28 protein-coding genes and 4 pseudogenes are annotated in these 24437 nt (G+C 69.5%); 11 read left to right on the forward strand and 21 right to left on the reverse strand.

Annotated elements, in window-relative coordinates; all coding sequences use genetic code 11:
• Window positions 1-146 precede the first annotated feature (146 nt).
• Entirely contained in the window at window positions 147-1184 is a 1038-nt protein-coding gene (locus tag AB0472_RS43550; RefSeq protein ID WP_366365011.1) for a HEAT repeat domain-containing protein, read from the forward strand.
• Window positions 1185-1716: 532 nt separating this feature from the next.
• Here the strand turns inward: AB0472_RS43550 and AB0472_RS43555 are convergent.
• From AB0472_RS43555 to AB0472_RS43570, 4 genes are all read right to left on the reverse strand, one after another.
• Window positions 1717-2262: an SMI1/KNR4 family protein gene (locus AB0472_RS43555; RefSeq protein WP_366365012.1), complete on the reverse strand. Its 546-nt coding sequence runs from the start codon at window positions 2260-2262 to the stop codon at window positions 1717-1719.
• Window positions 2263-2475: 213 nt separating this feature from the next.
• Window positions 2476-3090, reverse strand: coding sequence for a TetR/AcrR family transcriptional regulator (locus AB0472_RS43560; protein ID WP_366365013.1), 615 nt, complete (start codon window positions 3088-3090; stop codon window positions 2476-2478).
• The gene (locus AB0472_RS43565; RefSeq protein ID WP_366365015.1) at window positions 3090-3938 is read right to left on the reverse strand and encodes an oxidoreductase; all 849 of its coding nucleotides are present in this window, start codon (window positions 3936-3938) and stop codon (window positions 3090-3092) included. Before AB0472_RS43565 ends, AB0472_RS43560 begins: the two co-directional genes overlap by 1 nt.
• A 75-nt stretch (window positions 3939-4013) precedes the next feature.
• A complete protein-coding gene (locus tag AB0472_RS43570; protein ID WP_366365017.1) occupies window positions 4014-4148 on the reverse strand; it encodes a hypothetical protein in 135 nt (44 codons plus the stop codon).
• A gap of 130 nt (window positions 4149-4278) precedes the next feature.
• On the opposite strand from AB0472_RS43570, the gene AB0472_RS43575 reads away from it, so the two are divergent.
• Genes AB0472_RS43575 through AB0472_RS43585 form a run of 3 tightly spaced genes read left to right on the forward strand, consistent with a single transcriptional unit; the run spans window position 4279 to window position 6186 of the window.
• Complete coding sequence (locus AB0472_RS43575; protein ID WP_366365063.1) at window positions 4279-4779, forward strand: TetR/AcrR family transcriptional regulator; 501 nt, start codon at window positions 4279-4281, stop codon at window positions 4777-4779.
• Between the two features lie 14 nt (window positions 4780-4793).
• Window positions 4794-5144, forward strand: a complete 351-nt coding sequence (locus tag AB0472_RS43580) for a hypothetical protein (protein WP_366365018.1) — start codon at window positions 4794-4796, stop codon at window positions 5142-5144.
• A gap of 13 nt (window positions 5145-5157) precedes the next feature.
• Window positions 5158-6186: an alpha/beta hydrolase gene (locus tag AB0472_RS43585; protein WP_366365065.1), complete on the forward strand. Its 1029-nt coding sequence runs from the start codon at window positions 5158-5160 to the stop codon at window positions 6184-6186.
• A gap of 757 nt (window positions 6187-6943) precedes the next feature.
• On the opposite strand, the gene AB0472_RS43590 is transcribed toward AB0472_RS43585, so the two are convergent.
• The 3 genes and pseudogenes from AB0472_RS43590 to AB0472_RS43600 all read right to left on the reverse strand — a co-directional run bounded on the left by AB0472_RS43590 (window position 6944) and on the right by AB0472_RS43600 (window position 8518).
• A complete protein-coding gene (locus AB0472_RS43590) occupies window positions 6944-7189 on the reverse strand; it encodes a DUF2283 domain-containing protein (protein ID WP_366365067.1) in 246 nt (81 codons plus the stop codon).
• 72 nt (window positions 7190-7261) lie between these two features.
• Window positions 7262-7544 (reverse strand): annotated as a pseudogene (locus AB0472_RS43595) (IS5/IS1182 family transposase); the annotation flags it as partial.
• A 158-nt stretch (window positions 7545-7702) separates the two neighbouring features.
• Complete coding sequence (locus tag AB0472_RS43600; protein WP_366365019.1) at window positions 7703-8518, reverse strand: SAM-dependent methyltransferase; 816 nt, start codon at window positions 8516-8518, stop codon at window positions 7703-7705.
• A 336-nt stretch (window positions 8519-8854) separates the two neighbouring features.
• On the opposite strand from AB0472_RS43600, the gene AB0472_RS43605 reads away from it, so the two are divergent.
• Window positions 8855-9376 carry a hypothetical protein gene (locus AB0472_RS43605; protein WP_366365021.1) on the forward strand — a complete coding sequence of 174 codons (522 nt, stop codon included), beginning with the start codon at window positions 8855-8857 and terminating at the stop codon, window positions 9374-9376.
• A gap of 536 nt (window positions 9377-9912) precedes the next feature.
• On the opposite strand, the gene AB0472_RS43610 is transcribed toward AB0472_RS43605, so the two are convergent.
• The 3 genes from AB0472_RS43610 to AB0472_RS43620 form a co-directional block, all read right to left on the reverse strand.
• Window positions 9913-10092 (reverse strand): zinc-binding dehydrogenase, encoded by a 180-nt coding sequence (locus AB0472_RS43610; protein ID WP_366365022.1) that lies wholly within the window; start codon window positions 10090-10092, stop codon window positions 9913-9915.
• Between the two features lie 125 nt (window positions 10093-10217).
• Window positions 10218-10367, reverse strand: a complete 150-nt coding sequence (locus tag AB0472_RS43615; RefSeq protein WP_366365024.1) for a hypothetical protein — start codon at window positions 10365-10367, stop codon at window positions 10218-10220.
• Between the two features lie 80 nt (window positions 10368-10447).
• Window positions 10448-11629 (reverse strand): cytochrome P450, encoded by a 1182-nt coding sequence (locus tag AB0472_RS43620; protein WP_366365026.1) that lies wholly within the window; start codon window positions 11627-11629, stop codon window positions 10448-10450.
• Window positions 11630-11916: 287 nt separating this feature from the next.
• On the opposite strand from AB0472_RS43620, the pseudogene AB0472_RS43625 reads away from it, so the two are divergent.
• Both AB0472_RS43625 and AB0472_RS43630 read left to right on the forward strand, forming a co-directional pair.
• Window positions 11917-12090: pseudogene (locus tag AB0472_RS43625) on the forward strand (IS1380 family transposase); the annotation flags it as partial.
• Window positions 12091-12236: 146 nt separating this feature from the next.
• Window positions 12237-12722 carry a hypothetical protein gene (locus tag AB0472_RS43630; RefSeq protein ID WP_366365027.1) on the forward strand — a complete coding sequence of 162 codons (486 nt, stop codon included), beginning with the start codon at window positions 12237-12239 and terminating at the stop codon, window positions 12720-12722.
• A gap of 135 nt (window positions 12723-12857) precedes the next feature.
• Here AB0472_RS43630 and AB0472_RS43635 read toward each other — a convergent pair whose 3' ends face one another.
• From AB0472_RS43635 to AB0472_RS43655, 5 genes are all read right to left on the reverse strand, one after another.
• On the reverse strand, window positions 12858-13391 hold the full coding sequence (locus AB0472_RS43635; protein ID WP_366365029.1) for a hypothetical protein: 534 nt from the start codon (window positions 13389-13391) through the stop codon (window positions 12858-12860).
• A gap of 50 nt (window positions 13392-13441) precedes the next feature.
• On the reverse strand, window positions 13442-14299 hold the full coding sequence (locus tag AB0472_RS43640) for a dioxygenase (RefSeq protein WP_366365031.1): 858 nt from the start codon (window positions 14297-14299) through the stop codon (window positions 13442-13444).
• A gap of 58 nt (window positions 14300-14357) precedes the next feature.
• Window positions 14358-15200, reverse strand: coding sequence for a citryl-CoA lyase (locus AB0472_RS43645; RefSeq protein WP_366365032.1), 843 nt, complete (start codon window positions 15198-15200; stop codon window positions 14358-14360).
• Window positions 15193-16383: a CoA transferase gene (locus AB0472_RS43650; RefSeq protein WP_366365069.1), complete on the reverse strand. Its 1191-nt coding sequence runs from the start codon at window positions 16381-16383 to the stop codon at window positions 15193-15195. Before AB0472_RS43650 ends, AB0472_RS43645 begins: the two co-directional genes overlap by 8 nt.
• 72 nt (window positions 16384-16455) lie before the next feature.
• Window positions 16456-17277, reverse strand: coding sequence for an IclR family transcriptional regulator C-terminal domain-containing protein (locus AB0472_RS43655; protein ID WP_366365034.1), 822 nt, complete (start codon window positions 17275-17277; stop codon window positions 16456-16458).
• 339 nt (window positions 17278-17616) lie between these two features.
• On the opposite strand from AB0472_RS43655, the gene AB0472_RS43660 reads away from it, so the two are divergent.
• Complete coding sequence (locus AB0472_RS43660; protein WP_366365035.1) at window positions 17617-18999, forward strand: amidohydrolase family protein; 1383 nt, start codon at window positions 17617-17619, stop codon at window positions 18997-18999.
• Window positions 19000-19139: 140 nt separating this feature from the next.
• Here the strand turns inward: AB0472_RS43660 and AB0472_RS43665 are convergent, their stop codons facing one another.
• Window positions 19140-19835, reverse strand: a complete 696-nt coding sequence (locus AB0472_RS43665; RefSeq protein ID WP_366365037.1) for an alpha/beta hydrolase — start codon at window positions 19833-19835, stop codon at window positions 19140-19142.
• 184 nt (window positions 19836-20019) lie between these two features.
• Between AB0472_RS43665 and AB0472_RS43670 the strand changes: the two genes are divergently transcribed.
• A complete protein-coding gene (locus tag AB0472_RS43670; RefSeq protein ID WP_366365038.1) occupies window positions 20020-20640 on the forward strand; it encodes a DedA family protein in 621 nt (206 codons plus the stop codon).
• A 266-nt stretch (window positions 20641-20906) separates the two neighbouring features.
• On the forward strand, window positions 20907-21344 hold the full coding sequence (locus AB0472_RS43675) for a DUF3592 domain-containing protein (protein WP_366365039.1): 438 nt from the start codon (window positions 20907-20909) through the stop codon (window positions 21342-21344).
• Between the two features lie 16 nt (window positions 21345-21360).
• Here the strand turns inward: AB0472_RS43675 and AB0472_RS43680 are convergent.
• The 5 genes and pseudogenes from AB0472_RS43680 to AB0472_RS43700 form a co-directional block, all read right to left on the reverse strand.
• A pseudogene (locus AB0472_RS43680) lies at window positions 21361-21471 on the reverse strand (IS5/IS1182 family transposase); the annotation flags it as partial.
• A 78-nt stretch (window positions 21472-21549) separates the two neighbouring features.
• Window positions 21550-22710, reverse strand: coding sequence for an MFS transporter (locus tag AB0472_RS43685; RefSeq protein ID WP_366365071.1), 1161 nt, complete (start codon window positions 22708-22710; stop codon window positions 21550-21552).
• Between the two features lie 26 nt (window positions 22711-22736).
• A pseudogene (locus AB0472_RS43690) lies at window positions 22737-23306 on the reverse strand (Chromate resistance protein ChrB).
• Window positions 23307-23387: 81 nt separating this feature from the next.
• Window positions 23388-23732, reverse strand: a complete 345-nt coding sequence (locus tag AB0472_RS43695) for a hypothetical protein (protein WP_366365040.1) — start codon at window positions 23730-23732, stop codon at window positions 23388-23390.
• A complete protein-coding gene (locus AB0472_RS43700; protein WP_366365041.1) occupies window positions 23729-24217 on the reverse strand; it encodes a cupin domain-containing protein in 489 nt (162 codons plus the stop codon). Before AB0472_RS43700 ends, AB0472_RS43695 begins: the two co-directional genes overlap by 4 nt.
• Before the next feature lie 9 nt (window positions 24218-24226).
• On the opposite strand from AB0472_RS43700, the gene AB0472_RS43705 reads away from it, so the two are divergent.
• The gene (locus AB0472_RS43705; protein ID WP_366365043.1) at window positions 24227-24400 is read left to right on the forward strand and encodes a hypothetical protein; all 174 of its coding nucleotides are present in this window, start codon (window positions 24227-24229) and stop codon (window positions 24398-24400) included.
• Window positions 24401-24437 lie beyond the last annotated feature (37 nt).

The raw sequence follows: 24437 nt of genomic DNA on the forward strand, positions 1-24437 counted from the left end.
GTGCCCACCCACTGCCCAAACGGCGTGTCCCCCCCCCCCCCGCATGGTGCTGCTGCGGGGGGGCCTAATCCACCTCTTCCCGGGCCCGCGGGGACGACCGAACCGACGGAGGCCACGAAGGCGGCAGAAAACTCGGAGGGTGTGGAGTGCTGATCGGTGACGTGGCGCGCCGCTCCGGGGTGAGCACCCGGATGCTGCGGCACTACGACGCCCTGGGGCTGGTGCGGCCCACGGGCCGCACGGTCGGTGGCTACCGCGAGTACTCCGCAGGGGATGTTCGCAGGATCTTCCACGTGGAGAGCCTGCGGTCCCTCGGGCTCTCGCTGAGGCAGATCGGGCGGGCGCTGGAGGACCCGGCCTTTACCCCGTCCTCCCTGGTCAGCGACCTCATCCGGCAGACGGAGGACCGCCTGGCGCGGGAAGGGGAGCTGCTTGAGCGGCTTCGTGCGATCGACGCGTCGGCGCCCACCGACTGGCCTCGGGTACTGCGCATCGTCGAGCTCATGCGGGAACTCGACTCGACCAGCGCCGCCCGCAGACAGCAGGCCGTCCTGGCCCAGCCGGAGGACGTGCCGATACCCGCCGAACTGCTGGCCGGGGCGGTCCTGACCGAATCCGACCCGCACGTCGCAGGCGCCCTGCGCTGGGCGCTCGCCCGATCGGGCGGCGACGGCGTGGCGACTCTGCACGCCGGCACGCACGCGCCGGATGCCGGCGTCCGGCGGCGTGCAGTGCTGGCGATCGCCGAGATGTCCGAGGCCCCAGGTGCTGTCGAGGTGCTCATGAACGCCCTCGGAGATGCGGACACGACGGTGCGCAGGCACGCTGCGCTGGCTCTGGGCAGGCAGGGTGAGGCCGCGGCCGTGCCCACCCTCGTCGCCATGGTGGTGGAGGGCTCCAACGACGTGGACGCGGCCGAGGCTCTGGGAACGCTGTCCCTGGACCCCGCGAATGCGGACCGGATCACGACCGCCCTGGTGGACGAACTGGCCGCGCCCACCGCGGACTCCGCGACGCGGATCCGCCTCACCCAGGCGCTGGTGGAGCTCACGGGAACCACCGGGCAGGAGGTCCTGTGCCAACTGACCCACGACGACGACAGCGCCGTCGCCCTCGTCGCTACGGCCCTTCTCGGACTTCTCAGGGAGCAGTCCCTCGACCACCGAGCCGACGATCATTCCTGAAAGCGCGATCTGAACGAGGCACCACACATCGCCTCTCCACGCGGTTCACGAGAGGCACGCCGGGGAGGCAGCCGGTGGCACGGGCGTACGGGGACGGCAGCGCCTGCACACCGCACGGGCGTCCCGGGCCGGGAATCCCCGGGTGAGCGCCCCGGCTGCCCGGACGCAGGCAGTCGGCCGGTGCTCTTGCCTCGATCCTCCGTGCCGCCGAACAGCGCAGCCCTGTAACACCACCCCCTCACCAGCAGGGCTCGCCCGAGACCGCCCGTCAGACAGCAGGCCTCGCCGCAGTCGCTCCGGGGTCCGCGTCGATCTCCGCGATGCGGGGTCTCACCCTGCGATCGATCACGTCGCACAGCGAGGCCGTGTCGAAGGACTCCCCGCCACGCACGGGCCGGCTTCTCACGGGGACGGGCCGGGCCCCGCGCACGGCGCGGGCCTCACGTAATTCCCGAGCAGCAGCGTCAGCTTCTCCACTCATGCGTTTGGATCCGGTGCCTTCGTCGCGCATCGGGCTCGGTGCAGGGAGTGGTCAGTCCCACCAGCCGACGCCGGCGTGCCAGCGTTGCACCCATCCCAGGAAGCCGACCGCCTCCGGCATCGGATACGGGTAGGCGCCGACGTCGGTGACCAACCAGACCTTGCCTCGCTGGGGACCGGTCACGACGAGGACCCAGTACGACGGGCCGTCGTCGGCGCCGAGCACGACGGAGCCGTGGTTGTAGACCTCGGCAACGCGCTCGTCATGGGCGTCGGCGAGGGGTTCGCCTTCCCAGGCCCAGGCCTCCAGGAGCGGGAACGGGGCCGCGGGATTGCGGTCCCGGTCGTACGGCCAGCCAGGTGGAAGCCACCCCAGGGGGAGAAGGCCGCCATCTTCCGGCGGTCCGAGGGCCGACCCGTTGGAGATCTCGGCGATCAGGCTCCGGTAGGGCTCCGGAAGCGCGACTCCGTGCTCGGACTCCCATGCCTGGACGCCATCGTGTCCCAGTGCGGGCTCGCGCCACTCGATCTCGATTGCGGAGCGCAGGCAGTCGAGGACGTCCTCAGCAGGGCGCTGATCAGGTGATGGGGTTGTCACGGCAACATGCTTACAGACGGTACTGACAGGGGCGCTGTCGGGGCATCGGACGCGAACGTCTGGGCGGGGAAGTCGGCCCTGCGGCGAGGAATTACATGAGCGCCGGGAGGGGCACGCCGGTTGATACGTCACCCCATCGTGCAGCAGACCCGTCGGCCTCGGTGAGGGTGTCAGCTACATGCTTCGCGCCTCACCGCGTCCGTGGCAGGCCCCTCAGGTGATCAGGCCGGCGCTGGTCAGCCAGATGTGTTCGCAGGTCGCAGCTGCCTTTTGCAGCTCCTCTCGGGACTCTTGCGAGGTGTGGTAGAAGGTCCGCTCGATCATCCAGCACAGGGCGCGTGCCATCGCCGGCGACTGGTCCGGTCCGGTGCCGGCCTCGACGCCGGCTCGTTCCAGGACGGCGGTGATGGCCGCGATGAACAGGTCGGCAGTGTGGTTCCACAGTTCGCCGATCTCCGGCACGGTCAGCGCCAGGTCGATCGCCGTACGCATGACCAGACCGTGTTCGTTCCACAGCTCGACCGTGCGCTGCATGGCCGCTGCGACGGCCTGGCGTGGTTCGTCGGTCTGCGCGGTGGCCCGGGACCGTTCCCACAGGTGCTCGACGGTGCGGGCCACGAGAGCTGTGACCACGTCCTGCTTCGAGCCGAAGTAGAAGTACAGGGCGCCGCGTGTGATGCCGGCGCCCCGTGCGATGTCGGCGACGGTCATGGCGTCGTAGCCCGGTTCCGCCAGCAGGGCCTCGCAGGTGTCGAGGATGGCCCGCTCCCGGACGTCGCCTTTGCGCTCGGTGGTACGGCGGCTGCGCGCGGGGTGGTGGCCCGGCATCAGAGCTGAGCACCCTCGGCGAAGTCGGTCGTACGAGAGAGCGCCTCCCACGCACGGATGTCCTCGTCCACGGCCGCGCGCGCGGTGGTGACCAGTCGCAGCGCGTCCGAGCCCAGGACGAGGTGGGCCGGCGGTCTGTCGACCGAGGCGATGTGCACGACGGCGTCCCCGGCCTTGGCCGGGTTGCCCAGCTGGTTTCCGCTGGCCTTCTGCCGCGCTTCACGGATCGGGGCGAACAGCTCGTCGTAGTCGTCGATGGACCGCGCGGCACGTGTCATGGACCGCCCCGCCCAGTCGGTGCGGAAGGACCCGGGCTCGATCGCCGTCACGTGGATCCCGAACTGCGCGACCTCCTTGCCCAGTGCCTCCAGGATGCCTTCCAGGGCGAACTTGCTGCCGCAGTAGGCGGACAGGCCCGGCACGGCCACGAGCCCGCCCATGGAGGTGACGGCCATCAGGTGCCCGCGGCGGCGCCGACGCATGTGGGGCAGGGCGGCCTGCAGGGTGGCCATTGCCCCGAACACGTTGACCTCGAACTGCCGCCGCACGTCGGCGAGCGGGGTCTCCTCGAAGGTGCCCTCCAGGCCGTAGCCGGCGTTGGCGATGACGACGTCCAGGGGGCCGACGCTCTGCTCCACCTCCGTGACCACGGCCGAGACGGCGGCATCGTCGGTGACGTCCAGGATGCGTCCGTGAGCGTGCCCGGGTTCGAGCCCTTCGAAGGCTCGCAGGTCGTCCTCGGAGCGGACGGTGCCGACGACGGTGTGCCCGGCAGCCAGGACGGCCTGAGCGAAAGCGCGCCCCAGGCCCGCGCTGACGCCGGTGATGAGCCAGTTCCGCTTCTGCATTGCTCTCCAGACTGGTTTCGCGAGGAGCCGGGACGCTCCCTCCGGAAAAAGTCTACACCGTGTCGATTTTTATCGTCATGACGTCGATTCTGCGCAGGTGTGCAGCGTGCGGCGGGGCTGTACCTGCAGCGCCCTGCGTCCGGCCGGCAAGTGGTGCAGGCCGGAGGCGAGGGAGGGGTCGATGCGCAGGCTCGGGAGGTGAACCGTCATACGGTTCAGGAGAGTTCACGGGAGAGTGGCCTCCTGGCCGGATCCCGGGCCGACCAGTGCGGGAAGAGCTCCACAGTTAAGGAACGATTGTTCTTGACTGATTGTTCCTTAAGTGTCTACCGTCGTGGCCATGGGCCGACCGAGAGCATTCGACGAGGACGAAGTGGTGCGTGCGGCCGTTCGCCTCTTTGGCGGGCGCGCGTATGACGGTGTGTCAGTCGATGACCTCGTCACTCACCTGGGCGTGCACCGCAACAGTCTGTACAAGACGTTCGGCAGCAAGCGGGGCCTCTACCTGATGGCTCTGCGCCGTCACCTCGCCGACGACGTCGGCCCTTTGCTCAACTCCCTGGCCGCTGCGACGGACGCCGCAACGGTGCTGCGGCTCGTCACGTCGGCCTACCTCGACCTGCTTCTCCTCGCAGCGATCGAACGCGCACCGGTCGACAAGGAGGTCGCCTTCGAGGTGACGGCCGCGTTGGCCGCCGTCGACCGGGAGATCGCCCACGCCCTCGGCGTTCCCGCCGACCTGGCCGCCGCGCTCACGGCCGCCGCGCTGGGCATCCTTGTGCGCGGCAACCCCGACAACGTCGCCGCCGCGCTGACCCACCACCTTGGCCCACTTACCTGAAAAGAGAACCGGACATGGCACTGCTACGTATCGACGGCGACGACCTCGTCGTCGTCATGGAGGGCCTCGACAAGCTCTGGGCCTTCAAGGGACGCCTGACCATCCCGCTGGCCAACATCCGCGGCGCGACCGCCGACCCCGGTATCGCCACCGACCCCAAGGGAATCCGCGCGCCGGGCTCCCACATACCCGGTGTGATCACTGCGGGCACCTTCCACCAGGATGGTGACAAGGTCTTCTGGGACGTCAGGGATCCGTCGAAAGCCGTCGTGGTCGAACTCGCGGACGAGAAGTACACCCGCCTGGTTCTCCAGGTCGACGACCCCCGCGCGGCTGTTGCCCTGGTCGAGAGCGCCCTTGCCTGACGGAGGAGGGCCAATGATTCGCCATCCGGCAGCGGCTTTGATGGCCTTGGCCGTCGGAACAGCCACTCCGGCCGAGGCGGCGCCCCGTCTCGTGCCTGCCGCCGACCGCCAGATCGTCTTCACGGTCGACGGAACGACCGCGTACGGCACCCTGCACGTTCCCGAGCATCCGGCAGGGCAACGGCTGCGGGCGGCTCTGCTATTGCCAGGCAGCGGCCCCACCGACCGTGACGGCAACCAACCGCCCGGGGCGACACCGGGCACCCTGGCACAGCTGGCCGACGCGCTCGGCGGAGAAGCAGTCGCCACGCTGCGATTCGACAAATACGGCACCGGCCGCACCGGACTCGGCGCCTACCGGGACCACCCGGAGGAACTCGACTACCCGGCATTCGTCCGTCAGGCACGGGCCGCGTACGAGTTGTTGCGCGATCAGCCGGAGACCAGCCCACACGGTCTGCTGATCGTCGGGCACAGCGAAGGCGCGATGACGGCACTGCTGCTGGGCGGTACCGTCCATCCACGCCCGGCCGGCCTCGCCCTTCTGCAACCGCAGGCGATCCGCCTGCTGGACCTGGTCGCGCTGCAGCTCAAGGCCCAGGTCGACGAGGCGACCCGGCAGGGCCAGTTCACACCGGAGCAGCAACGCGCGGTCAACACGGCCATCGACGCGGCCGTCGCATCCGTGCGTGAAGACCGGCCGGTCGACACCACCGACCTGCCCCCGCCGATCGGCCGGCTCTTCGAGGCGTTCCAAGGCCCCAACGCCCGGTTCGTGAGAAGCGACGACGCCGTCTACCCACCGGACACCACCGATGCACTCCGGCCAGGGACGAAGATACTGCTGACGTGCGGTACGAGTGACACACAGGTCCCTTGTGTCACAACGAACGCACTGACGACCGCCCTGCGCCACGCGCGTACCGGTGGACCGGGCCGAGTGGCCCTGCCGGGAGTGGACCATCTGATGCACGACGTCGACCATCCGGACACGCTCGCGCCGCCTGTGCTCGACGCCCTGCGCCGGTTCGCTCGACACTGACGCCTACCGAGCGGCGTCCCCCCGTCTTCCAGCCGGCCTGAAGGTTGGCGTGAAAGACAGCTCGACCTTGTGCTTCTTCGGCCAGTGTTGTGATGTCGGGGCGTCTGAGGGCGGACAGGTTGTCCAGGATCACGTAGATCGGTGCGCCGTCAGACCAGGCGGCGTGTATCAGCCTCAACGCGGCCGGAGTGTTCCCGGCACCCCTGCTGCAGCAGACAGAGAATACCTGCAGTGCTGAACCGACCTCGCGAACGACCGGTGCGGCCCTTCGTGCTTATGGGGTCATCGCTCGGCCTGGCCGTGCTCGCCGCCGTAGGCTCATGGGTGTACGGCGCCCACAGCATGTCCGACCCGGCAACGACCATCCGGGCCGGCATCCGGATCGACGGCTCCCGGATCGTGGTGCTGGACCCGGAGCGGTGCCAGGACCGCCCCACCGATCGACGCTCGACTCGGATGTCACCGCAGCGCATAGGGAGAGCGAGAGACAAATTCAACCAGGTTGGCGGGCAACCCTGACCGGCACGGAGCAGGGCCTGTCCGACAGTTGGCTCGGTCGGGGGTGCCACCACGAGAGAGGCCTAGACACCGAGTCCCCTGGCGGCCTCGGGAGGGTTCAATGCCCGGGTGGTGAAGTGGCCGCAGGTGAGGACCTGAGCCCCTATGGACTTCTCACTTGAACACGCTGGGAATTCTCATGGGATGTCACCAGTGAGCCTTTTCCGACCTGCTGGCCGCGGGCGTGCTGCTCGACTGGTCACGCACCTTCGGTGTCCAGTCGCTCCGCGGAGTGGAGCAGGTACTCGGGCAGTTTTGAACTGGCCGCCAATACCTCGATCCCGATGAGGCGGCCCTGCTCGTCGAAGTCGAGGTTGATCATGCCGCCGACGTCCACTGGGTCGCAGGGATACATGCGCGCGGACTTCACGTGGGCCTGCGGTTCGGTGAGGTATACGTACGCTGCGTTCACGGTCTTGTCGTAAGTGACTCTGACGTCTGTCACGGTGAGGGGTCTCCCATGCCGTCGTTGTTGGTGTCGCTGTCCTTGTCCATGCCTCCGGCCACAGCGACCTCCGGCTGCCGTGACAAGGTGCAAGGCCAGGACGGCCTTGACGATGTCGGTGACGCGGGTGGTGCCGCAACGGAGTTTGCGCAGGAGCAGCCAACTCTTCAGGTTGGAGTTGGCCTGCTCTCCGACGGCTCGGATCCCGGCGTGGGAGGAGTTCACCGCCCGCTTCCCCCCCGAGGGCGCGCCCCAGCGGCCCCGGCACGGCAGGTGAGGCCCGGAGCAGGCGCCGGAACGCGCCGGCGGTCACCTGGATGTCCCTGCCGTGGCACTTGTGCATGCCGGAGTGATGCTGCCCATTCACCGCCGTGGGTGCCGGAGGGTCGGCAACGGGGCCGGGCGACCCGGCCTCCCCCTTGCAACGCGATGAGCGGCGCCGACGCTGGTGTGAGGAGGGGAAGGCCGCGGGCCTGCCGGTGAGTGTGCGCGGCAGCGAGGTGAGGCGGGAGATCACTGCTTCAGAGCCACAGCTCCCAGCTGGGGTACGACCGTGGGCTCTTCGCCGGGCTCCGGCCGCCACAGCGAGCAGGACACGAGCCCGGGCTCCAGGAACGCGAGCCCGTCGAAGTACCGGGCAACCTCCTCGCTGCTGCGAGCGGTGACCGGCGGTTTTGCGTTGGCGTTCCAGAACTCCATCGCCTCAAGCTGGAGGTCGCCGCCGAGTTCGGGCTCCGTGGTGGGATGGGTCAGTACGAGGAAGCTGCCGGGGGCCAGCGCCTCCACCAGCCGACGTGCGATGGCCCGCGCCTCGTCACCGTCGAGGACGAAGTTGAGGATGCCGAGCAGCATGAGGGCGGTGGGCTTGGTGAAGTCGAGTGTCTGTCCGGCGATGCGCAGAATGGTGTCCGGGTCGTGCACATCGGCGTCGATGTAGTCGGTGGCGCCTTCCGGATCACTGGCCAGCAGGGCGCGGGCGTGCGCGAGCACGATGGGGTCGTTGTCGACGTACACGATCCGCGACTCGGGGGCGATCCGCTGCGCGATCTCGTGCGTGTTCTCCAACGCCGGCAGGCCAGTGCCGATGTCGAGGAACTGACGGATGCCGTGCTCCTGCGCCAGACAGCGCACGGCGCGGCCGAGGAACTCCCGGTCGGCGCGCGCGATGTCGCGGATGACGGGGATCATCCCGGCGACGTGATCGCCCACATGCTGGTCGACGTCGTAGTTGTCCTTGCCGCCCTGCCAGTAGTTCCACACGCGAGCGTTGTGCGCCGTCCCCGTATCGAATCGCTGCACTGCGGCGCTTGCGCTCTGGTTCTCGCTCACGTCTTCCTCTCCTCGTACGCCCAAGAACCGCGTGAAACAAGGCACTTGCGGCCACGGGTGCGCTCCGGCACATCGGTGGGCGTCATTCTGCCGCACACCGCCGTCGTCGCGTCCCGGAAAAGGTGGGCGGAGGAAACCTGGGCCTCCGGCGTTCTGCTTGCGGTTGTCGCACCTTGGGCCGGTCTGTCCCTGCCGGGCGCTGAGATCCACCAGGCGTCCTCGCGATCCGTTCCCGGCCAGGCGGCTCAACCCGCTGAAATTCGTGGACCCTTCCGCGTGCAGCGACCAGATCGGCCGGCCTGGGGCGTGTGTGGGAAGTGCTCTAGGTTGACTGACGTGAGTGGGCGGGGGCGGAGTTATCGATATGTCGGACCGGCCGAGCTGAAGGCTGTGGTCCGGCCTGGTGACGGCGGGCGTCGGATCGGTTCGGCGGCCGACTTCGGTGCCTGGATCGTGGAGCAGTCGGCGGGGGAGCCGGCCGAACCGTTCACCTTCGTGGTCGGTACGGATGGCGTGCTTCGGTTGGCGCCGCGGCGAAGCGAGCACGTGGCCTGCGCCGGCGGAGCCATGGTTCTGAGTGGCGGCGAGATCAGCTTCATGCGCGAGGCGGACCGGTGGACCGTGAGCGAGGTCAGCAACCAGTCCACCGGGTACTGCCCGGACGTCAGCTCCTGGACGGAGGTCGCCCGTGCTCTGGACGCCGTGCGCCTCCGGCGGCCTTCCGGCTTCACCCACGAGGTGGTGTTCCGACGGTGCCCCCGCTGCCAGGAACACAACATCGTGCGCGAGGACGACTTCGTCTGCGTCTTCTGTGGCAGCGATCTGCCCGCGGCGTGGAACGTGGATCCCACCGCGTGACGGCCGAGGGCCCCGGCCAGTGGTTGAGGGCAGCGACGAGGATGGCCTGAATCTCTGCCGGCACGGATTCGAACTGCGGCGAGTCTCCGCGCTGTCTTGCGGTCATCACGATCAACGCGCGCTTGACCTCCTGCGTCCTGGACGCCGGCCACCAGGGCGTCGGCCACACGGCAGGCAAACCGCGGCCGGGCGGTGCGCCTGACTCGTTCACCCTCCTGGAGAAGGCTGCGGACCCGCCGCGGGGGCCCAGTGACTGCAACCCGCCGAGGACCGCGGCGACGGCGGCCGTCGCAGTGAGCAGACGGCGGATCGCGCACGTACGCGATCGCCCCCTGTTCGGGGCCAGCCCGTCATGGCTCGCCGCTCAAGATCACTCGGCGGCGGGCGGCGGGCTGGATGTCTGCCCGGACTGGCGCGCCGTCTGCCGCCGCGCGGGCAGGGCATCCCGGCCTCTCGGCACCCGGGCTCGCGCGGGCGCATCTCGCGGATGCTGTGGCCGAGCGTCGCTGCCCTGTGCCACCGCTTCCGAGGGCGGCTCAGTCGAACTCGATGACGATTTTGCCGAACAGCCTTCCGGCGCCCTGGGCCTTGTAGGCGGCCGGGGCATCGAGGAAGCCGAACCGGCGGTCGATCACCGGGCGAATGTCATGGGCCTCCACGTAACGCACCAGGTCGCGATGCATGGCCGCGCTGCCGACGGTGCTCGACACCGCCACCGGGTGGCTCCCAGAGCAACGCCCCGTCAAACGGATCACGCCAGCGCAGTAGAAGCAGGCGATCGGCAGCGTCCAGACAGATGACTCGAGCGGCGGTTCGGTGCACTGATTCCACCATCCTGACGCTATGCCATGCTCGCGACCAGTGGGGCGCTCTCGTACCGCCGGCTCGTCCCGACCTTGGGGGCCAGCCGTTGTTCGGTGAGGAAGGCATGGGCGGCTGTCACGACGGTGATGCGGCGGGGCCCGGCCGGTCCGCTCCAGGCACCGAGCATTCCCTTCGGTGTAGCCGAGCGACCATCGTTCCTCGCTCCCACCCACCTCCTGGGTCAGAAGTCGGGTCTGATGCAGGAGGTCAGCGGGCGACGAGCCGTACCGGCAACGACTCGAACTTGCTCATCGTCTGGCTGGCCGCGCGCACCGCAGGCGCGGTCCGTTCGATGCGCCGGACCCTGCGGGCCAAAGCAGTCAGAAGCTCGATCGCCTCCATCCTGGCCAGGGGAGCACCGACACACAGATGGATCGATGTGCCGAGCGCCAGATGGGCTTTGGCGTCGACGCGGCTGATGTCCAGGCGGTCCGGATCCGCAAACCTGCGCGGGTCTCGATTGGCGGGGGGTATCAGCACGCACACGTCGGCGTCGGCAGGGACGACAACCCCGTCAATGTCCACGTCGACGGTCGTACGGCGGTAGACCGAGCGCAACGGCGAGTCCCAGCGCAGCACCTCTTCCACGGCGTTCGGAATCAGGCCGGGGTCGGCAAGGACAGCGTCCCACTCCTCGGGAAACTCGGCGAAGGCGTTCACGACGTTACCGATGAGACCGTTCGAAGAATCGACGCCGGCCAGCCAGAGCGAGAAGAGAGTCGTCAGCCGCTCGGATTCCGCCAGGGCTCCGTTCATCCCGCCGTCCTCCATGACACGACGCCCCATGCAGTGCTTCGGCAGTGCCGGAACGCCCTCACCCGACAGCCAGTCGAACGCCTGAGAAACCAGGTTCTCCTCACTGGGGTCGAGGTCGGGGCCGTGGAGTTGGCCCACCGCGTTGGCCCAGACCCGCATCCGGAGGGAATCGGGCGGCTCGATACCGGTGAGCAGTCGCGTGGAGAGATCGGGCAGCGGCGAGGCGAAGAGGGAAACAGCGTCGATCTGGCCGGCCGCAACAGCAGCCTCCACCAGTCCGACGGCGGTCGCACGGACCAGGGGACGAAGCCGTTCCATCGCTTCACGGCCGAACTCCGTCTGCACAGAACGCCGCACGCGTGTGTGACGGGGTGGATCGCTGTCGACCAGGGGGTAGTTGTTTCCGTGCTCCGGCACCCGGGTGTAGCCCGCACCGAGTCCGGAGCGGAACTCCCGGTGATCGCGCAGCACACGACGCGCTGAGTCGTAGCGGCCTACGAGCCAGACCTCTCGTTCAGGAGAGTAGACCGCAGGCCCTGCCTCCCGGATGTGCCCGTAGGTGCTCGCAGGCTCCCGCAGCACTTGGATCCCGTAAGGATCAATCCCCTCAAGGAGAGGGACAGCAGAACTCATGAACGTTCCACCCTTTCAAAAGAACCTGTCTTTTGCGGCGCCCGGGTCCCACAGATCGGCGGCCCGTGAGGCCGTCAGACTAGGTCGGTCCCATACCGGGGTGGGTACCACCTGGATTCCCCGGAGAGGTCTGCGGCGCTCCGGTGGGGGAACCGGGAACGCATCCGGACGGAACGAGGCGAGGCCGAAGCATCGTTCTCCTCGGCAAGACGGACAGGGGACGCGGCTGACCGCCTCGCCCCACCGGTCCGCGACAGGCCGCCGTGCCAGCAGACGATGGCGGGGCGGAACGTCCGTACCCCGGAGCTCAGTTGCGGCGCACGGTCGCGGACGGCATACGGAGCTCCGTCACCGGCTGCGGGCCCAGAACCGGATATGGCTGGAGATCGTGCGGACCGCATTGGATCTGCGGGCCTGGATGCCGATGCTCGCCCTGACCGGCAACTCCTGCCGAGCCCCGGCTGACCAACGGTCCACCGACTCGGTCGGCGGACCGTAAGGAAACGTCGAGGTTGGGGGACGATTCACCCTGGGGTCGTGGGTTGTTCATGCCCAACTATCCTGGAGAGGGACACCGTTCACGGTTGATCATGTAGAAGTACTGGTCATGATCTCTCGAAAAGCTCGACTGACACTGGCGACGCCGACAGTCATCGCCGCGTTCCTTCTTTCCGTCAGCGGCGCGCTTTCCCCTGCGTCCGCGGCCGGCGCCGACTGGCAGTACGTCAACGGCAGATCAGGAACGTGCCTCAGAGCATTTACCGGTGGAGACGCCGTGGTGGGCTCGTGCGACGACACGGCGTCCAGATGGCACTGGGGTACGGAGACGAACACCTGGAACGGCCACGCGATGCGTCGGCTCGTGAACAACATCAGCGGGGACTGCCTCACATCGCTCTATGCGAACGGCAGTGACGACGTCGACATGGAGCCCTGTTCGGCCGACCGGTCGGGGCAGTTCTGGACCGCCGACAACGGACACCTCCAGAACCAGAACCACCTCTACCTGGGCACCTTCCCCACTGGCACGGGCGTCTACATGGCCTTCGACAGCAGCGGGAGCACGTTCGCATGGAGCGGCAGGACCGTATAGCCGAAGTATCGCCCTCGATCGCTGCGGATTGAGTCTCCGGGCCGGTCGCGGACCGGATCACTGAGGTGATGCGCACGATCAACCGCTGGTCGCGGCAGAGTGGTGGGCATCTTCTCGCCGAGCCGGATGCTGCGATCAGCGGGCTGAGGCCCTACGAATGAGTGCGTCGCGGTCGGCGCCAAGCAGGAACGGCAGGAGCTCCTTCAGAGCGCTCGCGAACGCCCGCACCCTGACCTCCGTCAGGCGCGCAGTGCCTGTGCTTCCCGGCAGACGGTTCGGTGGCCCGAGCCCGCATTCGACGTAGAGTTCCAGCACTTGGGCCCGGTGACGTACAGGTAGAGGTACTCCCGTCATTTCCACGAACGCCGACACCGCGACTTCGTTCTTCCACACGTAGTGGTAAACAGCGATCTTCAGGCCGCGACCGACGTACTCAAGACCACCTGCGATGTCGGACGGCATCGCGAACCCCGCCAGGGTGAGGAAGCTCAGAGCATCCCGCCCCACCCGACGGACCACTTCCTCGCCTGTCTCCTGTTTCCCCATACCGCCACCATCCGGCGGAGGTGTCGCTACCACCAGGCCACGCACCAGGGCATCGCGCAACAGCGGGACAGCACCGGTTACTTTGGTGCTGATGATCCCGCCAAAGGCATCGCCCGCAAGCATCCGCAGTTCGAGAGCGTGGGGAATGTCGTTCGCCGTTCGTCCGCTCCTGGTCAGTCGGACTGCAGGATGAAGTCGTATTCGGCGTGCAGGTAGGGGGCTTCGAGCGTGCTGCCGTCAGGAGCCGTGCCTGCGGGCCGTTCGGCGAATGAGGTGATCAACGCGTCCTTGGTGCCGAAGACGACGTCGGATTCCAGGTATTCGCTGCCTTCCTGGAACAAGTGGGTGGTCAGTTTGCGGTAGTGGGGTTCGTCGATGAGGAAGTGGACGTGTGCGGGCCGGAAGTAGCTGATGTCCGTCTTGCGCATCAGGTCGCCGACAGGGCCGTCCATGGGGATGGCGTAGCCGCGCGGCGCGATGGTGCGGATGCAGTATGTGCCGTCCTCACGGGTGCGGAACTTGGCGCGGAGACGGGCCTCGTCGATCTCGGGGAGCTGGGCTTCGTATGCGCCGTCGGCATCGGCCTGCCAGACGTCGAGCACGACGCCCGGGAGGGGCTTGCCCTCGGTGTCGGTGACCTTGCCGGTGAAGAACAGCGGAGTGCCCTCGATGCCGTCCGACATGTCGAAGCCGTACGGCGCGGTCGGCGAGCCGTCGACGTGGAACGGCCCGAGGACCGTGGCGGGAGTCGCCTGTGGCGTGAACCTGTTGTTCAACTGCACGACGAGGGTGCTCAGTCCGAGGACGTCGGAGGTGAGGATCAGCTCCTGTCGTTTGTCGTCGCAGATCTGGCCGGCCGCGGTCAGCCACTCGATCGCGGCTGCCCACTCGTCCTCGGTGAGCTGTACCTCACGCGCGAAGTCGTGCAGATGACGGACCAGCGCGGTCATGAGTTCGCCCAGCCGCGGCGAGTGCGCGGTGGCCCAGCGGCGGACGGCAAGCTCGGTGATGTTCTCCTCGTCGACGGACACGGTGGCGGCTCCTTGGTCTGCGGGCGGTTGCGGCGGGGGCGGTGCGGCGGTCGCGGGGTCAGTCCTCGCGCCGTTCTTCCGTGAGGGGTTCGGGCGTGTAGGGGTCGGGGGCGACGGGGGTGTTGTTGAGGTCGACGGACAGGAAGACGTCGTGGGCGACCGGATGGCGCAGTTCCTCGGCGAGCTGGCCGATCAGTCCGGCGGTGCGGGCCAGCAGCGCGAAGCCGCGCAGCAGCGGCAGGGGCAGGCCGAGGTCCGCGAGGGCGGCGCCGCAGACGCCCGCTCCGTTGAGAGGGAGCGTTCGGTTCAGTACGGCCGGGTGGACTCGGCCGATGGCGGCGAACAGGCTCAGGTGCGGTCCGAGGACGCCCTCCTCCTGTGCGATGCGCATCAGCCGCGGCGTACGGGGATCGCCCTCCTTGTGCACGTGGTGCCCCAGGCCGGGGACGAACTTCCCGGCCGCCCGCTGCTCGCGGACCGTGCGCAGGGCGACCTCGTCCCAGCCGTCCTCGTCCGTGGGCAGGGAGCCCTCCAGGGACTCCAGTACGTCGTGCAGGAACCGGCCGGTGTCCTCGGTGACGCCGAGGAAGCGGGAGCCGCCGCCGAGCAGGCCGGCGGCGAGCGCGCCCTGGACCGAGTCCGGTGCGGAGAGGTAGGTCAGGCGGGTGACGATGGCCGTGGGGGTGAAGCCGTGGTCGGCCAGCGCGGCGAGCACGGCCTCGAAGACGCGTGTCTCGCCGGGGGTGGGGCGCCGCTGGGTGGCGAGCCAGAAGGCGAGTTCACCGAAGCCGACCGAGCCCATGATGTCCTCGGCCAGGTCGTGACCGAGCAGGGTGATGGTCTTCAGGTCGGAGGCGCCCAGGGCGGTGGGGTAGGTGGGGCGACGCGTCGGCTCAGCCATGGTCGGGCTCCTCCGTTCCGGCCAGCCACTTTCGCAACTCCTCTCCGTGTTCGTCGAGTTCGGGGGGCGGCAGCCGGTAGGTGGCGGGGGTGGCGGAGAACCGGATCGGGTGCCGGGTGGTGGGCACCGCGCGGTCCCCCTCCCCCACGGTGACGACCGGGTCGAGTCCGAAGCGCTCGGCCATGGCGAACCCGCCGTCGATGGTGTTGATCGGTCCGCTCGGTACACCGGCCTCAACCAGTGCCTCGAACCATTCGGTGGCGCCGCGCGTCACCAGCCTCTCGACCAGCAGGGGGCGCAGTTGTTCGCGGTGGGCGGTGCGGTCGGCGTTGCGGGCGAACCGCGGGTCGTCGGCGACCTCCGGTATGCCCAGCACCTCGCACAGCTTGCGGAACTGGCCGTCGTTGGCGGCGGTCACGATCAGGTCGTTGTCGGCGGTGGGCAGCGGCTCGTACGGGAAGACGCTGGGGTGGGCGTTGCCCATCCGGTACGGCACGGTGTCGCCGGCGACGTAGGCCGAGCTGTGGTTGACCAGGCCCGTCAGGGCCGAGGACAGCAGGTTCACCTCGACGAGCTGCCCGGCGCCCGTGACGTCCCGGTGACGCAGCGCGGCGAGGATGCCGATCGCGGCGTGGTTGCCGGCCATCACGTCGAACACGGATATCCCGGCGCGGTAGGGCGGACCTTGCGGGTCGCCGGTCAGGCTCATGAGCCCGGAGATGGCCTGCACCATGAGGTCGTAGCCGGGGACGTGCCGGCCGGGCCCCGCGCCGAAGCCGGTGATCGACGTGTAGATCAGACCGGGGTTGTGCTGCCGGACCGATTCGAAGTCCAGGCCGTACTTGGCCATGCCGCCGGGCTTGAGGTTCTCGATCAGGACGTCCGCGCGGCGGGCGAGTTTCCGGGCGACCTCGGCGTCGCCCTCGTCTCGCAGGTCCAGGGCGATCGAACGCTTCCCCCGGTTGACCCCGAGGTAGTAGGTCGAGACCTCGTCGCGGGTGGGCGGCATCCAGGTCCGGGTGTCGTCCCCGCTCGGGCCCTCGACCTTGACCACGTCGGCGCCCAGGTCGGCGAGGAGCATCGTGGCGTAGGGCCCCGCAAGGATGCGCGAGAAGTCCGCGACGAGCACCCCGGACAGCGGTCCCGCGGTGCCCTGCCGGGCGGGCTTGGCACTCTGTGACATCATTCTCGCCTCCTCGTCCGCACAGCGGACGATCGTCCGGAAGGCGATTTTGTGTCCTGGGCCGAGGGGGCGTCAAGCCTTCGCGTTCACGCCCGACGGCCGGACGGTGTGCGGTGCGGCCTCCAGGCGGGCGAAGTCCACGCTGATCTCGCCGGCGGCCTGCAGGAGAGGCGGCAGGTAGTCGTTGAGGAGCGCCTCCACCGAGGTCTCGGCGGCGTGCGCGTTGACGTTGACGCTCGCCACGACCCGGCCCGAGCCGTCCCGCAGGGGGGCGGCCACCGATCGGATGCCCCTGGCCAGTTGCTCGTCGGTCATCGCCCACCCCCGCGCACGCACCTCGCGCAGCTCCGCCTCCCACTCGGCCCGGTCCGGGTGCCACACGGACTCCAGGCCGGATCGGCTGGGCTCGGCGAGGATCCGGGCCACGTCCTCGGGTGGCAGGGCTGCCAGCAGGACCTTGCCCAGCGAGGTGGGCAGCGCGGGGAAGCGGGTGCCGATCTGCACGGCGAGGGTCACGATCTTGGGCACCGAGACCCGTGCGACGTAGACGATGTCCGAGCCGTCGAGCTGGGCGATCGAGCAGGACTCGTTCGTGCGCTCGACCAGCCGCTCCAGGTGCGGACGGGCCACGTCCCACAGTCCCATCGAGCGGACGTAGGCGACACCGAGGTCCAGGACGCGCGGGGTCAGGGCGAAACCGCCGCCCTGCGGGCGTACGTATCCCAGCTCGGCCAGGGTGAGCAGGATCCGGCGCGCGGTGGGTCGGGCCAGTCCCGTCGCGGTCGCCACGTCGGTCAGCGACATCACCGGCTGCCGGGGCTGGAACGCGGTGATGACCTCCAGCCCCCGGGCCAGCGCCTCGATGAAGTCGGGCCCGGTTCCTTCACGCGGCATGGTGGCTCCTTTGGATGTCGTCGACTCAACTCTGCGCGTGTCCGTCTCCCGGACAGTCCACCGCGGGCACTCTACGCAGGAAAACAGGCTCCGGTGTCCGTGGTGCGGCGTCAACGACTGTCATCCGACCGTAGAGCGGACACCTGGCGGCACATCTGGACGGAGTTCGGAGCACCCGCGGCATTGACAGGGGTCGGCAGCATGATGAGCATCGGACAGCAACAACGAGCCGCCATACGGACACTCGTCCGCCATAGTGTGGGAGTTTCAGTGATGCGCCAGCCGACCCCATTCCAGGAGGGACGCCCCCTCGTCTTCCGCGGCGGCACGGTGCTGCCCATGGACCGCACGCGACGGGTGCTCACCGACACCGACGTGCTCGTGACCGGCGACCGGATCACCGCGGTCGGCCCGCGTCTCGCCGTCCCGGAGGGGACAGCGGAGATCGACGCGGGCGGCGGCATCGTGATGCCCGGCATGATCGACACACATCGGCACATGTGGCAGACGGCGATGCGCGGTTACGGCGCCGACTGGACCCTGACCCAGTATTTCGTCTGGTACTACCTCGAACACGGCAAGGCCTTCCGGCCCGAGGACGTGCACGCCGGAAACCTTCTGGCCGCCGTCGAAGCGTTGGACGCCGGGGTGACCACGGTCGTCGACTGGTCGCACGGTCTGCAGACGGTCGACCACGCGGACGCCGCGGTGGACGCGCTCCGGTCGGTGCCCGGCCGGTTCGTCCTCGCCTACGGCAACATCCAGCAGGCTCCGGCGCAATGGACCGCGGCGCCGGAGTTCCGGGACTTCGTGCGCCGCCGCATCACCGGCGACGACATGCTCGGCTTCCAGCTCGCCTTCGACGTCACCGGTGATCCCGCGTTCCCCGAGAAGCCCGCCTTCGAGGTGGCCCGCGACCTCGGCGTCGCCGTCACCACCCACGCCGGCGTCTGGGGCGCCACCAACGACGACGGCATCCGGCTGATGCACGAGCACGGCTTCATGACCCCCGAGACGGTCTACGTACACGCCTCCACCCTGTCCGCCGACTCCTACCACCGCATCGCGGCAACCGGCGGCTCGGTCTCGGTGTCCACGGAGAGCGAGCAGAGCGCCGGCCAGGGCTATCCGACGACCTGGGCGATCCGCTCCCACGACATCCCCGTCTCCCTGTCGATGGACACCAGCGTGTGGTGGAGCGGCGACCTGTTCTCCGCCATGCGTACCACGCTCGGCGCCGATCGCGCCCGCGAGCACCTGGAAGCCCACGCAGGCGGCGAGACCGTCACCCACTGCGCGCTGCGCGCCGACCAGGTGGTGGAGTGGGCGACTCTCGGCGGTGCCAGGGCACTCGGCCGCGAGCAGGACCTCGGCAGTATCGAGGCGGGCAAGAAGGCCGACCTCGTCCTGCTCAAGAACGACCACTCGCCGGTCTCGTTCCCGGTGCTCCATCCCTACGGCCATGTGGCGTTCCAGGCCCAGCGCGGCGACGTGCACACCGTGGTCGTCGACGGCCGGGTGGTCAAGCACGAGCACCGGCTGCTCGGCATCGACCTGAGCGCGGTACGGCACACGGTCGAGCAGACCGTGGAACACCTGCGGTCGGCCATGGGCGAGGAGGCGTGGGTGAACGGCATGAACCCGGACATCCCCGAGACGAAGGTCCTCGACAACCCCTACACGTACACCGACTACCGCAGCGCCTCGACGCACAGTCAATGAGCGGTGGCGCAAAGCCTGTTCACCGCGACGTTCTGCGGTGGACCCCCTCGGCCGGTCAGGACTCGGACCGGCCCGAGGGGGCCGTGCGGCCGGCTCCTGACCGCTTGATCGGCGTGTGGTGCCGGGGCTGCGGGAGGCCATCAGCCGTGGACGGCGTTGAGGACGGCGGCAAGTTTCTCGGGTGCACTGATCATGGCCATGTGCCCGGTGTCGAGATCGATGACGTCGGGCCGAAGCAGCGCGATGGATCGCTGCTGGAGTTCCTCGACGTAGCACTTGTCGCGCGTGAGGTGCACGTACGTCCGCGGGATCTCGCGTCCGTAGCCGCTCAGGTCCACGGCCTCGGTCAGCAGTGCGGCCGAGTCGTCGGTCAGCCGGTCCAGGGTGGACACGGTGGTCGCCTCGTCCATGTCGTTGCACAGCATCGCGGCGGCGCCCTCGCGGGTTTGGTGGTAGACGCCGTCGGCGATGGACTGCTCCACCAGGCCCCGCACCGCGGGATCGATCTGGTCGAGCACCCGGGAACCGTCCGGCGGCACCACGGCCGACACGAGGACGACGTGGCGGATCCGCTCGGGCATGAGGTCCAGGACCCGCGGGATCGTGACGCCCGCGAAGGAGTGACCGACCAGTACCACGTCCCGCAGATCCTTCGCTTCGACGTCCTCGCGGACCGCATCAGCGCAGTCCGCGAGCGTGACCGCGCCCAGACCGACTTCGGTTCTGGTTCCGCGCCCGGGAAGGTCGACGGCCAACGCCTCCGTGCGGAGGTGGGGGACCAACTCGTCCCAACAGCTCGCGCCGAAGCTTGCCCCGTGGATGAGAACGAACGCCATGACCGACCGACCTCCTCGTCACCGATACCAACCGAACCATAATTGAAGTCAGTTCTGCTGTGGAGGTGGGCGGCAGAGCAAGGGAGTGAAGGCCACGATGTGGATCTGTCGGGGTTGTTCCTGCCGCATCGGCCTGCGGTGCCCAGCGACGCGCCGGCCCGGCGGTGCGGCGTACGGTGCAGGTATGGTGCCGCCGTTGCCGGGTCCGCTGGCCCACCTCGCCCCACTGCTCGGACACTACGGCTACTGGGCCGTCGGCGCCGTGGTCCTCGTCGAGGACTTCGGCGTCCCCGCCCCGGGCGAGACCATCCTGATCGCCGCGGGGATCTATGCCGGGGCCGGCCGGCTGGACATCGTGGCGGTCGCGGTGATCGCCTTTGCCGCAGCCGTCGTGGGCGACAACGTCGGCTACCTGATCGGCCGCTCCGGCGGACGGACCCTCGTGCACCGCTGGGGCCGCTACGTCCTCCTCACCCCCGAGCGCTTCCAGAAGGCCGAGGAGTTCTTCACCCGCCACGGCGGCCACATCGTCACCGTGGCCCGCTTCGTCGAAGGGCTGCGCCAGGCCAACGGCATCATCGCCGGGACCGGCGGCATGCCCTGGCGACGCTTCCTCGCCTACAACGCGCTCGGTGCCGCACTGTGGGTCGGCCTGTGGGCGACGCTGGCCTTCGTGGCCGGCACCCACATCACCGCCCTCTACGACGAGATCACCCGCTACCGGCTCTACACGCTGATCACTCTCGCGGTTCTGGCCGCCGCACTGATCGGCCGGCGTGTGCTGCGGCGCAGACACGAGAACTGACGCGACGACTCACAGCGGATGACAAGTCGGAGTGGATGGTCTGCGCCGGCCAAGTCACTACCGCCGGTCGAAGGCGCTTCACGGTGGGGCGACTTGGCGCTCGCACGGTGTCACACGTCCGGGCAGCAAGGAGCGGGTGCGCGCCGGACCCGCTCCCTGGGCGTGGCTTCTCGTCCGCGGTCGGTCCGTGACCGGTTGATCTCTGTGATGCCTCCCTGTTGAATCTTCAGTACAGCGGTTGGGGGCTTCAAGGAGGGGGACAGGCAGTGGGGGAACCTGGCGGCCCGATCGATCTCTTGGGGATCCTTTGCGTGATCCTGGGCACCGTCGGTCTGATCCTGCAGCTGCAGAGCGCTTGGGACTATCGCCGCTTGCGGAGGCTGGAGCGGCAGGGCGTCGAGGGCGAGGCGACCATCACCCGCTGGGAGCCCGTGCGTGGGCAGATGCGTCTCTACCTGCAAGTCTCCCTGCCCGAGGGCCGTTCCGCGGGCGAGTTCGAAGAAGTGATGTTGGAGCCGGTCGGTTCGCCGGGGGACGTTGTGCCTGTTGTCTACGACCCGGAAATGCCGACGCGGGCAAAGACCGGAACGCGTGGAGACATCGACTACAAGGACGATCGTCTGGTTGTTCACCTCTTCGGCGGCGGAGGAGGCACTCTCTTCGTCGCGGGAGTTGTGATGATCTTCCTGGTCCGCGGCTGGTGACAGCGGGGTCCGCCGGCTCGCTGATGTCGGCTCGCCGTTCCCAGCGGATGTGCAGACGTCGGGAGCCGTGAAGCGAGGCGAAAGTGCGCTCGCCCACCAAGCGGTAGCTGCCGAGGCCGAGACCGTGCAGGTGCCGCGGGGGGGCGATCGCGGGCACGGTGGCCAGGGCTGATCCACCTCATTGTGTCGGCGGTAGCAAGGCCGTTCACCGTGCGTTCCTCGGCCGGGGTGCAGGCGACGCCGAGCGGCGGTGCAGGAATGCCGCGACCGCGAGTGCCCCGGTCAGCGCGGCGAGCGCTCCGAATCCGTAGGTGAGGGTGGCGGTCGAGGCCACGGCTGCGACGAGCAGGGGGCCGCCCGCGTCGCCCAGTTCGCGGCCCAGTTCGGCCGCGCCCATGGTCTGCCCCAGCCGCTCCGCGGGCGTGCTCGCGGCCAGTGCTGCGAAGCCGAGCGGGGTGATCAGCCCCGTACCGGCGCCGATGAGGGCGGCCCCGAGGAGGATGCCGGTCAGCCCCGGCAGCATCGCGCAGGCCAGCCCCGCTGCGGTGAGCGACAGCCCGGCGGCCAGGCCGGTCCGGACGGTGAGGCGTCCGTCGTCCACGGCGCGCCCGGCACGCGGCTGGACGACGGCCGCACAGCCGGCGAGCACCGACACCGCCGCCCCGGTCACGACCGTGCCCAGCCCGACGACACGGCCGGAGACGGGCAGGAAGCCCACGCCGACCGACAGGGCTGCGGTGGCCGCCGCGAGCGCGGCCGTCGGGGCGAGGAAAGCGGGCTCGGCCAGGCGTCGGGCCAGATCGAGGACCGTCTGCCGGACCTTGGGCAGCGGCGGTACGTCGGGGACGGCGAGCACGGCCCAGACGGCGACCGCCGCGCCGAGCACCGCGAGGACGGCGAACAGCAGGCGCAGACCTCCGGCCCACACCAGAGCACCGCCCAGCAGCGGGCCGAGGGTGTAGCCGATGGACTTGTGGAAACCGTAGCTGCCGAACGCCCGCCCGTGTCGGGCCGCCGGGTTGAGGCGGGCGACCAGCGCGGAGGCGGACGGCGAGAAGGCCGAGGCCGCGGCTCCCTGGCCGAGGCGGGCGGCCCAGAGCCAGCCGGGGCTGTCGGCGAAGGCGTACAGCGCGGACGCGGCGGCGAAGGCCGCGAGCCCGCCGAGCAGCACCGGGCGGGCACCGATCCGGTCGGCGAGGGTGCCGAAGAGCGGCTTGAGGACGACCTCGGCGCCGTCATAGAGGGCGAGCAATCCGCCGAGTACGAGCAGGGAGGTGACAGCGTCACCGGAGTGGCCGCCGAGGTTGGCGGCAATGCCGTGCGCGCCGAAGGCCGTGGTGAACCCCGCCGCGTACAACGGCCACATCTGCCGGGCCGGGGCCGAAGTCGCCGTCACCGATGCACCCTCGGCATCCGATCCGGCGCGGCGAATGCCCGCTCGGCGTAGACCTCGCAGGCGACGGCGCGCTCCCTGCGCCGCCCGCCCACGTCGCCCGCATCCGGAACTCCGAAGACCTCCCGCGCGGGCAGGCCCCGGTGCCAGCGCCGCAATCCTCCCAACGACTGCACCTCCTTCTCCGACCCGGCCGGCTGCAACCCGGCGAACCGGCGCTCCTCGGCCGGCTCCGCCTCGAACCATCCACAGCCGCCCGAGAGCTCCGCACAGTCCGCCGAGCGGGCGGCGGTGAACGTGGCCTCGAAGCGGGCGGGCGGCGTCGGTGCCGCGTCCCCAGGCGCTCAGGAACACGGCCTGCCCGTCGGCCCGCTCGACAAGCATCACCGCCCGCCGACACGAGCGGCAAGGGCCCCCACGCACGGAACGGCCCACACACCGCGCCCGAGCGAGAACACACCCACCCTGCGAATCTCCCGCCAGACCACAACCCGATGCCGGACGCGCTCGGCACGCAATCCGAACAGGCACGAACCAACACCCCCCGATTCCGCGCTCGACACAACCATGGGAGCGGGCTGGGCCCCGGCACCGCGATCGCCGGTGCCGGTCGCAGCCCCCGTCCGGCCACCGTCGGAAGGGGGTCGCGCTCAGGCGGTGGCGACAGCCGTTGCGGTGTGTATCGCGGTCAGGAGCGAGGCGCCCGCGATCATCGTCCATTTCCGGGTGGCGACGCCGATGACGGCGTCGCCCACCTGGGCCGCGGCGGCCGCGCAGAGGATGAGCGCGGCAGCGGGGCCCGGCCACGCGAGCGGTGCGACAAGGGCCGCCACGCCCAGTGGCACTCCCCTGGTCGCGTACATCCAGCCGTAGAAGCGCTCGCCGGGGGTCGGCGTACCGCTGTCACTCAGCGCCGCCGGTCGTACGCCTCCCACCAGCGCGAAAGCGATGCCGGCGGCCGCGCCGACAGCGTTGGCCCCGAGGAGAGCGTTCACGAGGCGTACTCGGTCGACGGTTCGGTGCCGTACTTCGTCCAGACCTCTGCGACGGCGTCGCGTGACAACGGCTGCCCGGACTCGACCATGGCCTTGAGGTCGCGGAAGTACTGCACGTACAGGTCCGGGGTGAAGGTGTTGAGCATGACCGCGGTGTCGTCGGTCACGTTGGCGAACGTGTGCGGTGCGCCGGGCGGGACCATGACCCATGTACCGGCTCCGGCGTCGTAGTCGTCCTGTCCGACGGTGAACCGCACGCTGCCCGAAAGTATGTAGAAACCCTCGTCGTGCTGTGCGTGGCGGTGCTGCGGAGGGCCGGCGCGGAGATCCTCGGGCGGGCGGTGGTGCGCAGGCAGGGTGCCGTCCGCGTGGTCGTCGCCTCGACCATCGCGAAACCGGCGACGGCCAAGGACCGTCCCGTCCGCCGCTTCGCCCTCATCGAGCACGCTCTCGCACCGTGGACCAACGGGTGCGGCTCCGCGCAACGCGCGGACGTGGAACAACTGGTCCGCGGTCTCGCCCTCGTGATCAGCGCCGAGTCGCTGTTCGCCCTCATCGACCTCTGTGGCCTGTCCCCCGACGACGCGATCGCCAGCCTTGTGACCACCGCACGGCAGATGACCGCGGCGGCGGTCGCGGCCATCCCCACCGGACCCGCCACCGACTGACTGAGCGTCAGGTCCGGTGATCCGGAAACGGCACCGA

It is taken from the genome of Streptomyces sp. NPDC086777 (assembly GCF_040702065.1).
Classification (GTDB): Bacteria; Actinomycetota; Actinomycetes; order Streptomycetales; family Streptomycetaceae; genus Streptomyces.

Excerpts from the sequence above, each read along its gene's own strand:
- AB0472_RS43560 (WP_366365013.1), bottom strand. The coding sequence starts at position 3,090 with ATGCCGGGCCACCACCCCGCGCGCAGCCGCCGTACCACCGAGCGCAAA.
- AB0472_RS43565 (WP_366365015.1), bottom strand. The coding sequence starts at position 3,938 with ATGCAGAAGCGGAACTGGCTCATCACCGGCGTCAGCGCGGGCCTGGGG.
- AB0472_RS43570 (WP_366365017.1), bottom strand. The coding sequence starts at position 4,148 with ATGACGGTTCACCTCCCGAGCCTGCGCATCGACCCCTCCCTCGCCTCC.
- AB0472_RS43575 (WP_366365063.1), top strand. The coding sequence starts at position 4,279 with ATGGGCCGACCGAGAGCATTCGACGAGGACGAAGTGGTGCGTGCGGCC.
- AB0472_RS43580 (WP_366365018.1), top strand. The coding sequence starts at position 4,794 with ATGGCACTGCTACGTATCGACGGCGACGACCTCGTCGTCGTCATGGAG.
- AB0472_RS43585 (WP_366365065.1), top strand. The coding sequence starts at position 5,158 with ATGATTCGCCATCCGGCAGCGGCTTTGATGGCCTTGGCCGTCGGAACA.
- AB0472_RS43615 (WP_366365024.1), bottom strand. The coding sequence starts at position 10,367 with ATGCTCGGTGCCTGGAGCGGACCGGCCGGGCCCCGCCGCATCACCGTC.
- AB0472_RS43620 (WP_366365026.1), bottom strand. The coding sequence starts at position 11,629 with ATGAGTTCTGCTGTCCCTCTCCTTGAGGGGATTGATCCTTACGGGATC.
- AB0472_RS43630 (WP_366365027.1), top strand. The coding sequence starts at position 12,237 with ATGATCTCTCGAAAAGCTCGACTGACACTGGCGACGCCGACAGTCATC.
- AB0472_RS43635 (WP_366365029.1), bottom strand. The coding sequence starts at position 13,391 with ATGCTTGCGGGCGATGCCTTTGGCGGGATCATCAGCACCAAAGTAACC.
- AB0472_RS43645 (WP_366365032.1), bottom strand. The coding sequence starts at position 15,200 with ATGGCTGAGCCGACGCGTCGCCCCACCTACCCCACCGCCCTGGGCGCC.
- AB0472_RS43650 (WP_366365069.1), bottom strand. The coding sequence starts at position 16,383 with ATGTCACAGAGTGCCAAGCCCGCCCGGCAGGGCACCGCGGGACCGCTG.
- AB0472_RS43655 (WP_366365034.1), bottom strand. The coding sequence starts at position 17,277 with ATGCCGCGTGAAGGAACCGGGCCCGACTTCATCGAGGCGCTGGCCCGG.
- AB0472_RS43660 (WP_366365035.1), top strand. The coding sequence starts at position 17,617 with ATGGACCGCACGCGACGGGTGCTCACCGACACCGACGTGCTCGTGACC.
- AB0472_RS43665 (WP_366365037.1), bottom strand. The coding sequence starts at position 19,835 with ATGGCGTTCGTTCTCATCCACGGGGCAAGCTTCGGCGCGAGCTGTTGG.
- AB0472_RS43670 (WP_366365038.1), top strand. The coding sequence starts at position 20,020 with ATGGTGCCGCCGTTGCCGGGTCCGCTGGCCCACCTCGCCCCACTGCTC.
- AB0472_RS43685 (WP_366365071.1), bottom strand. The coding sequence starts at position 22,710 with ATGTGGCCGTTGTACGCGGCGGGGTTCACCACGGCCTTCGGCGCGCAC.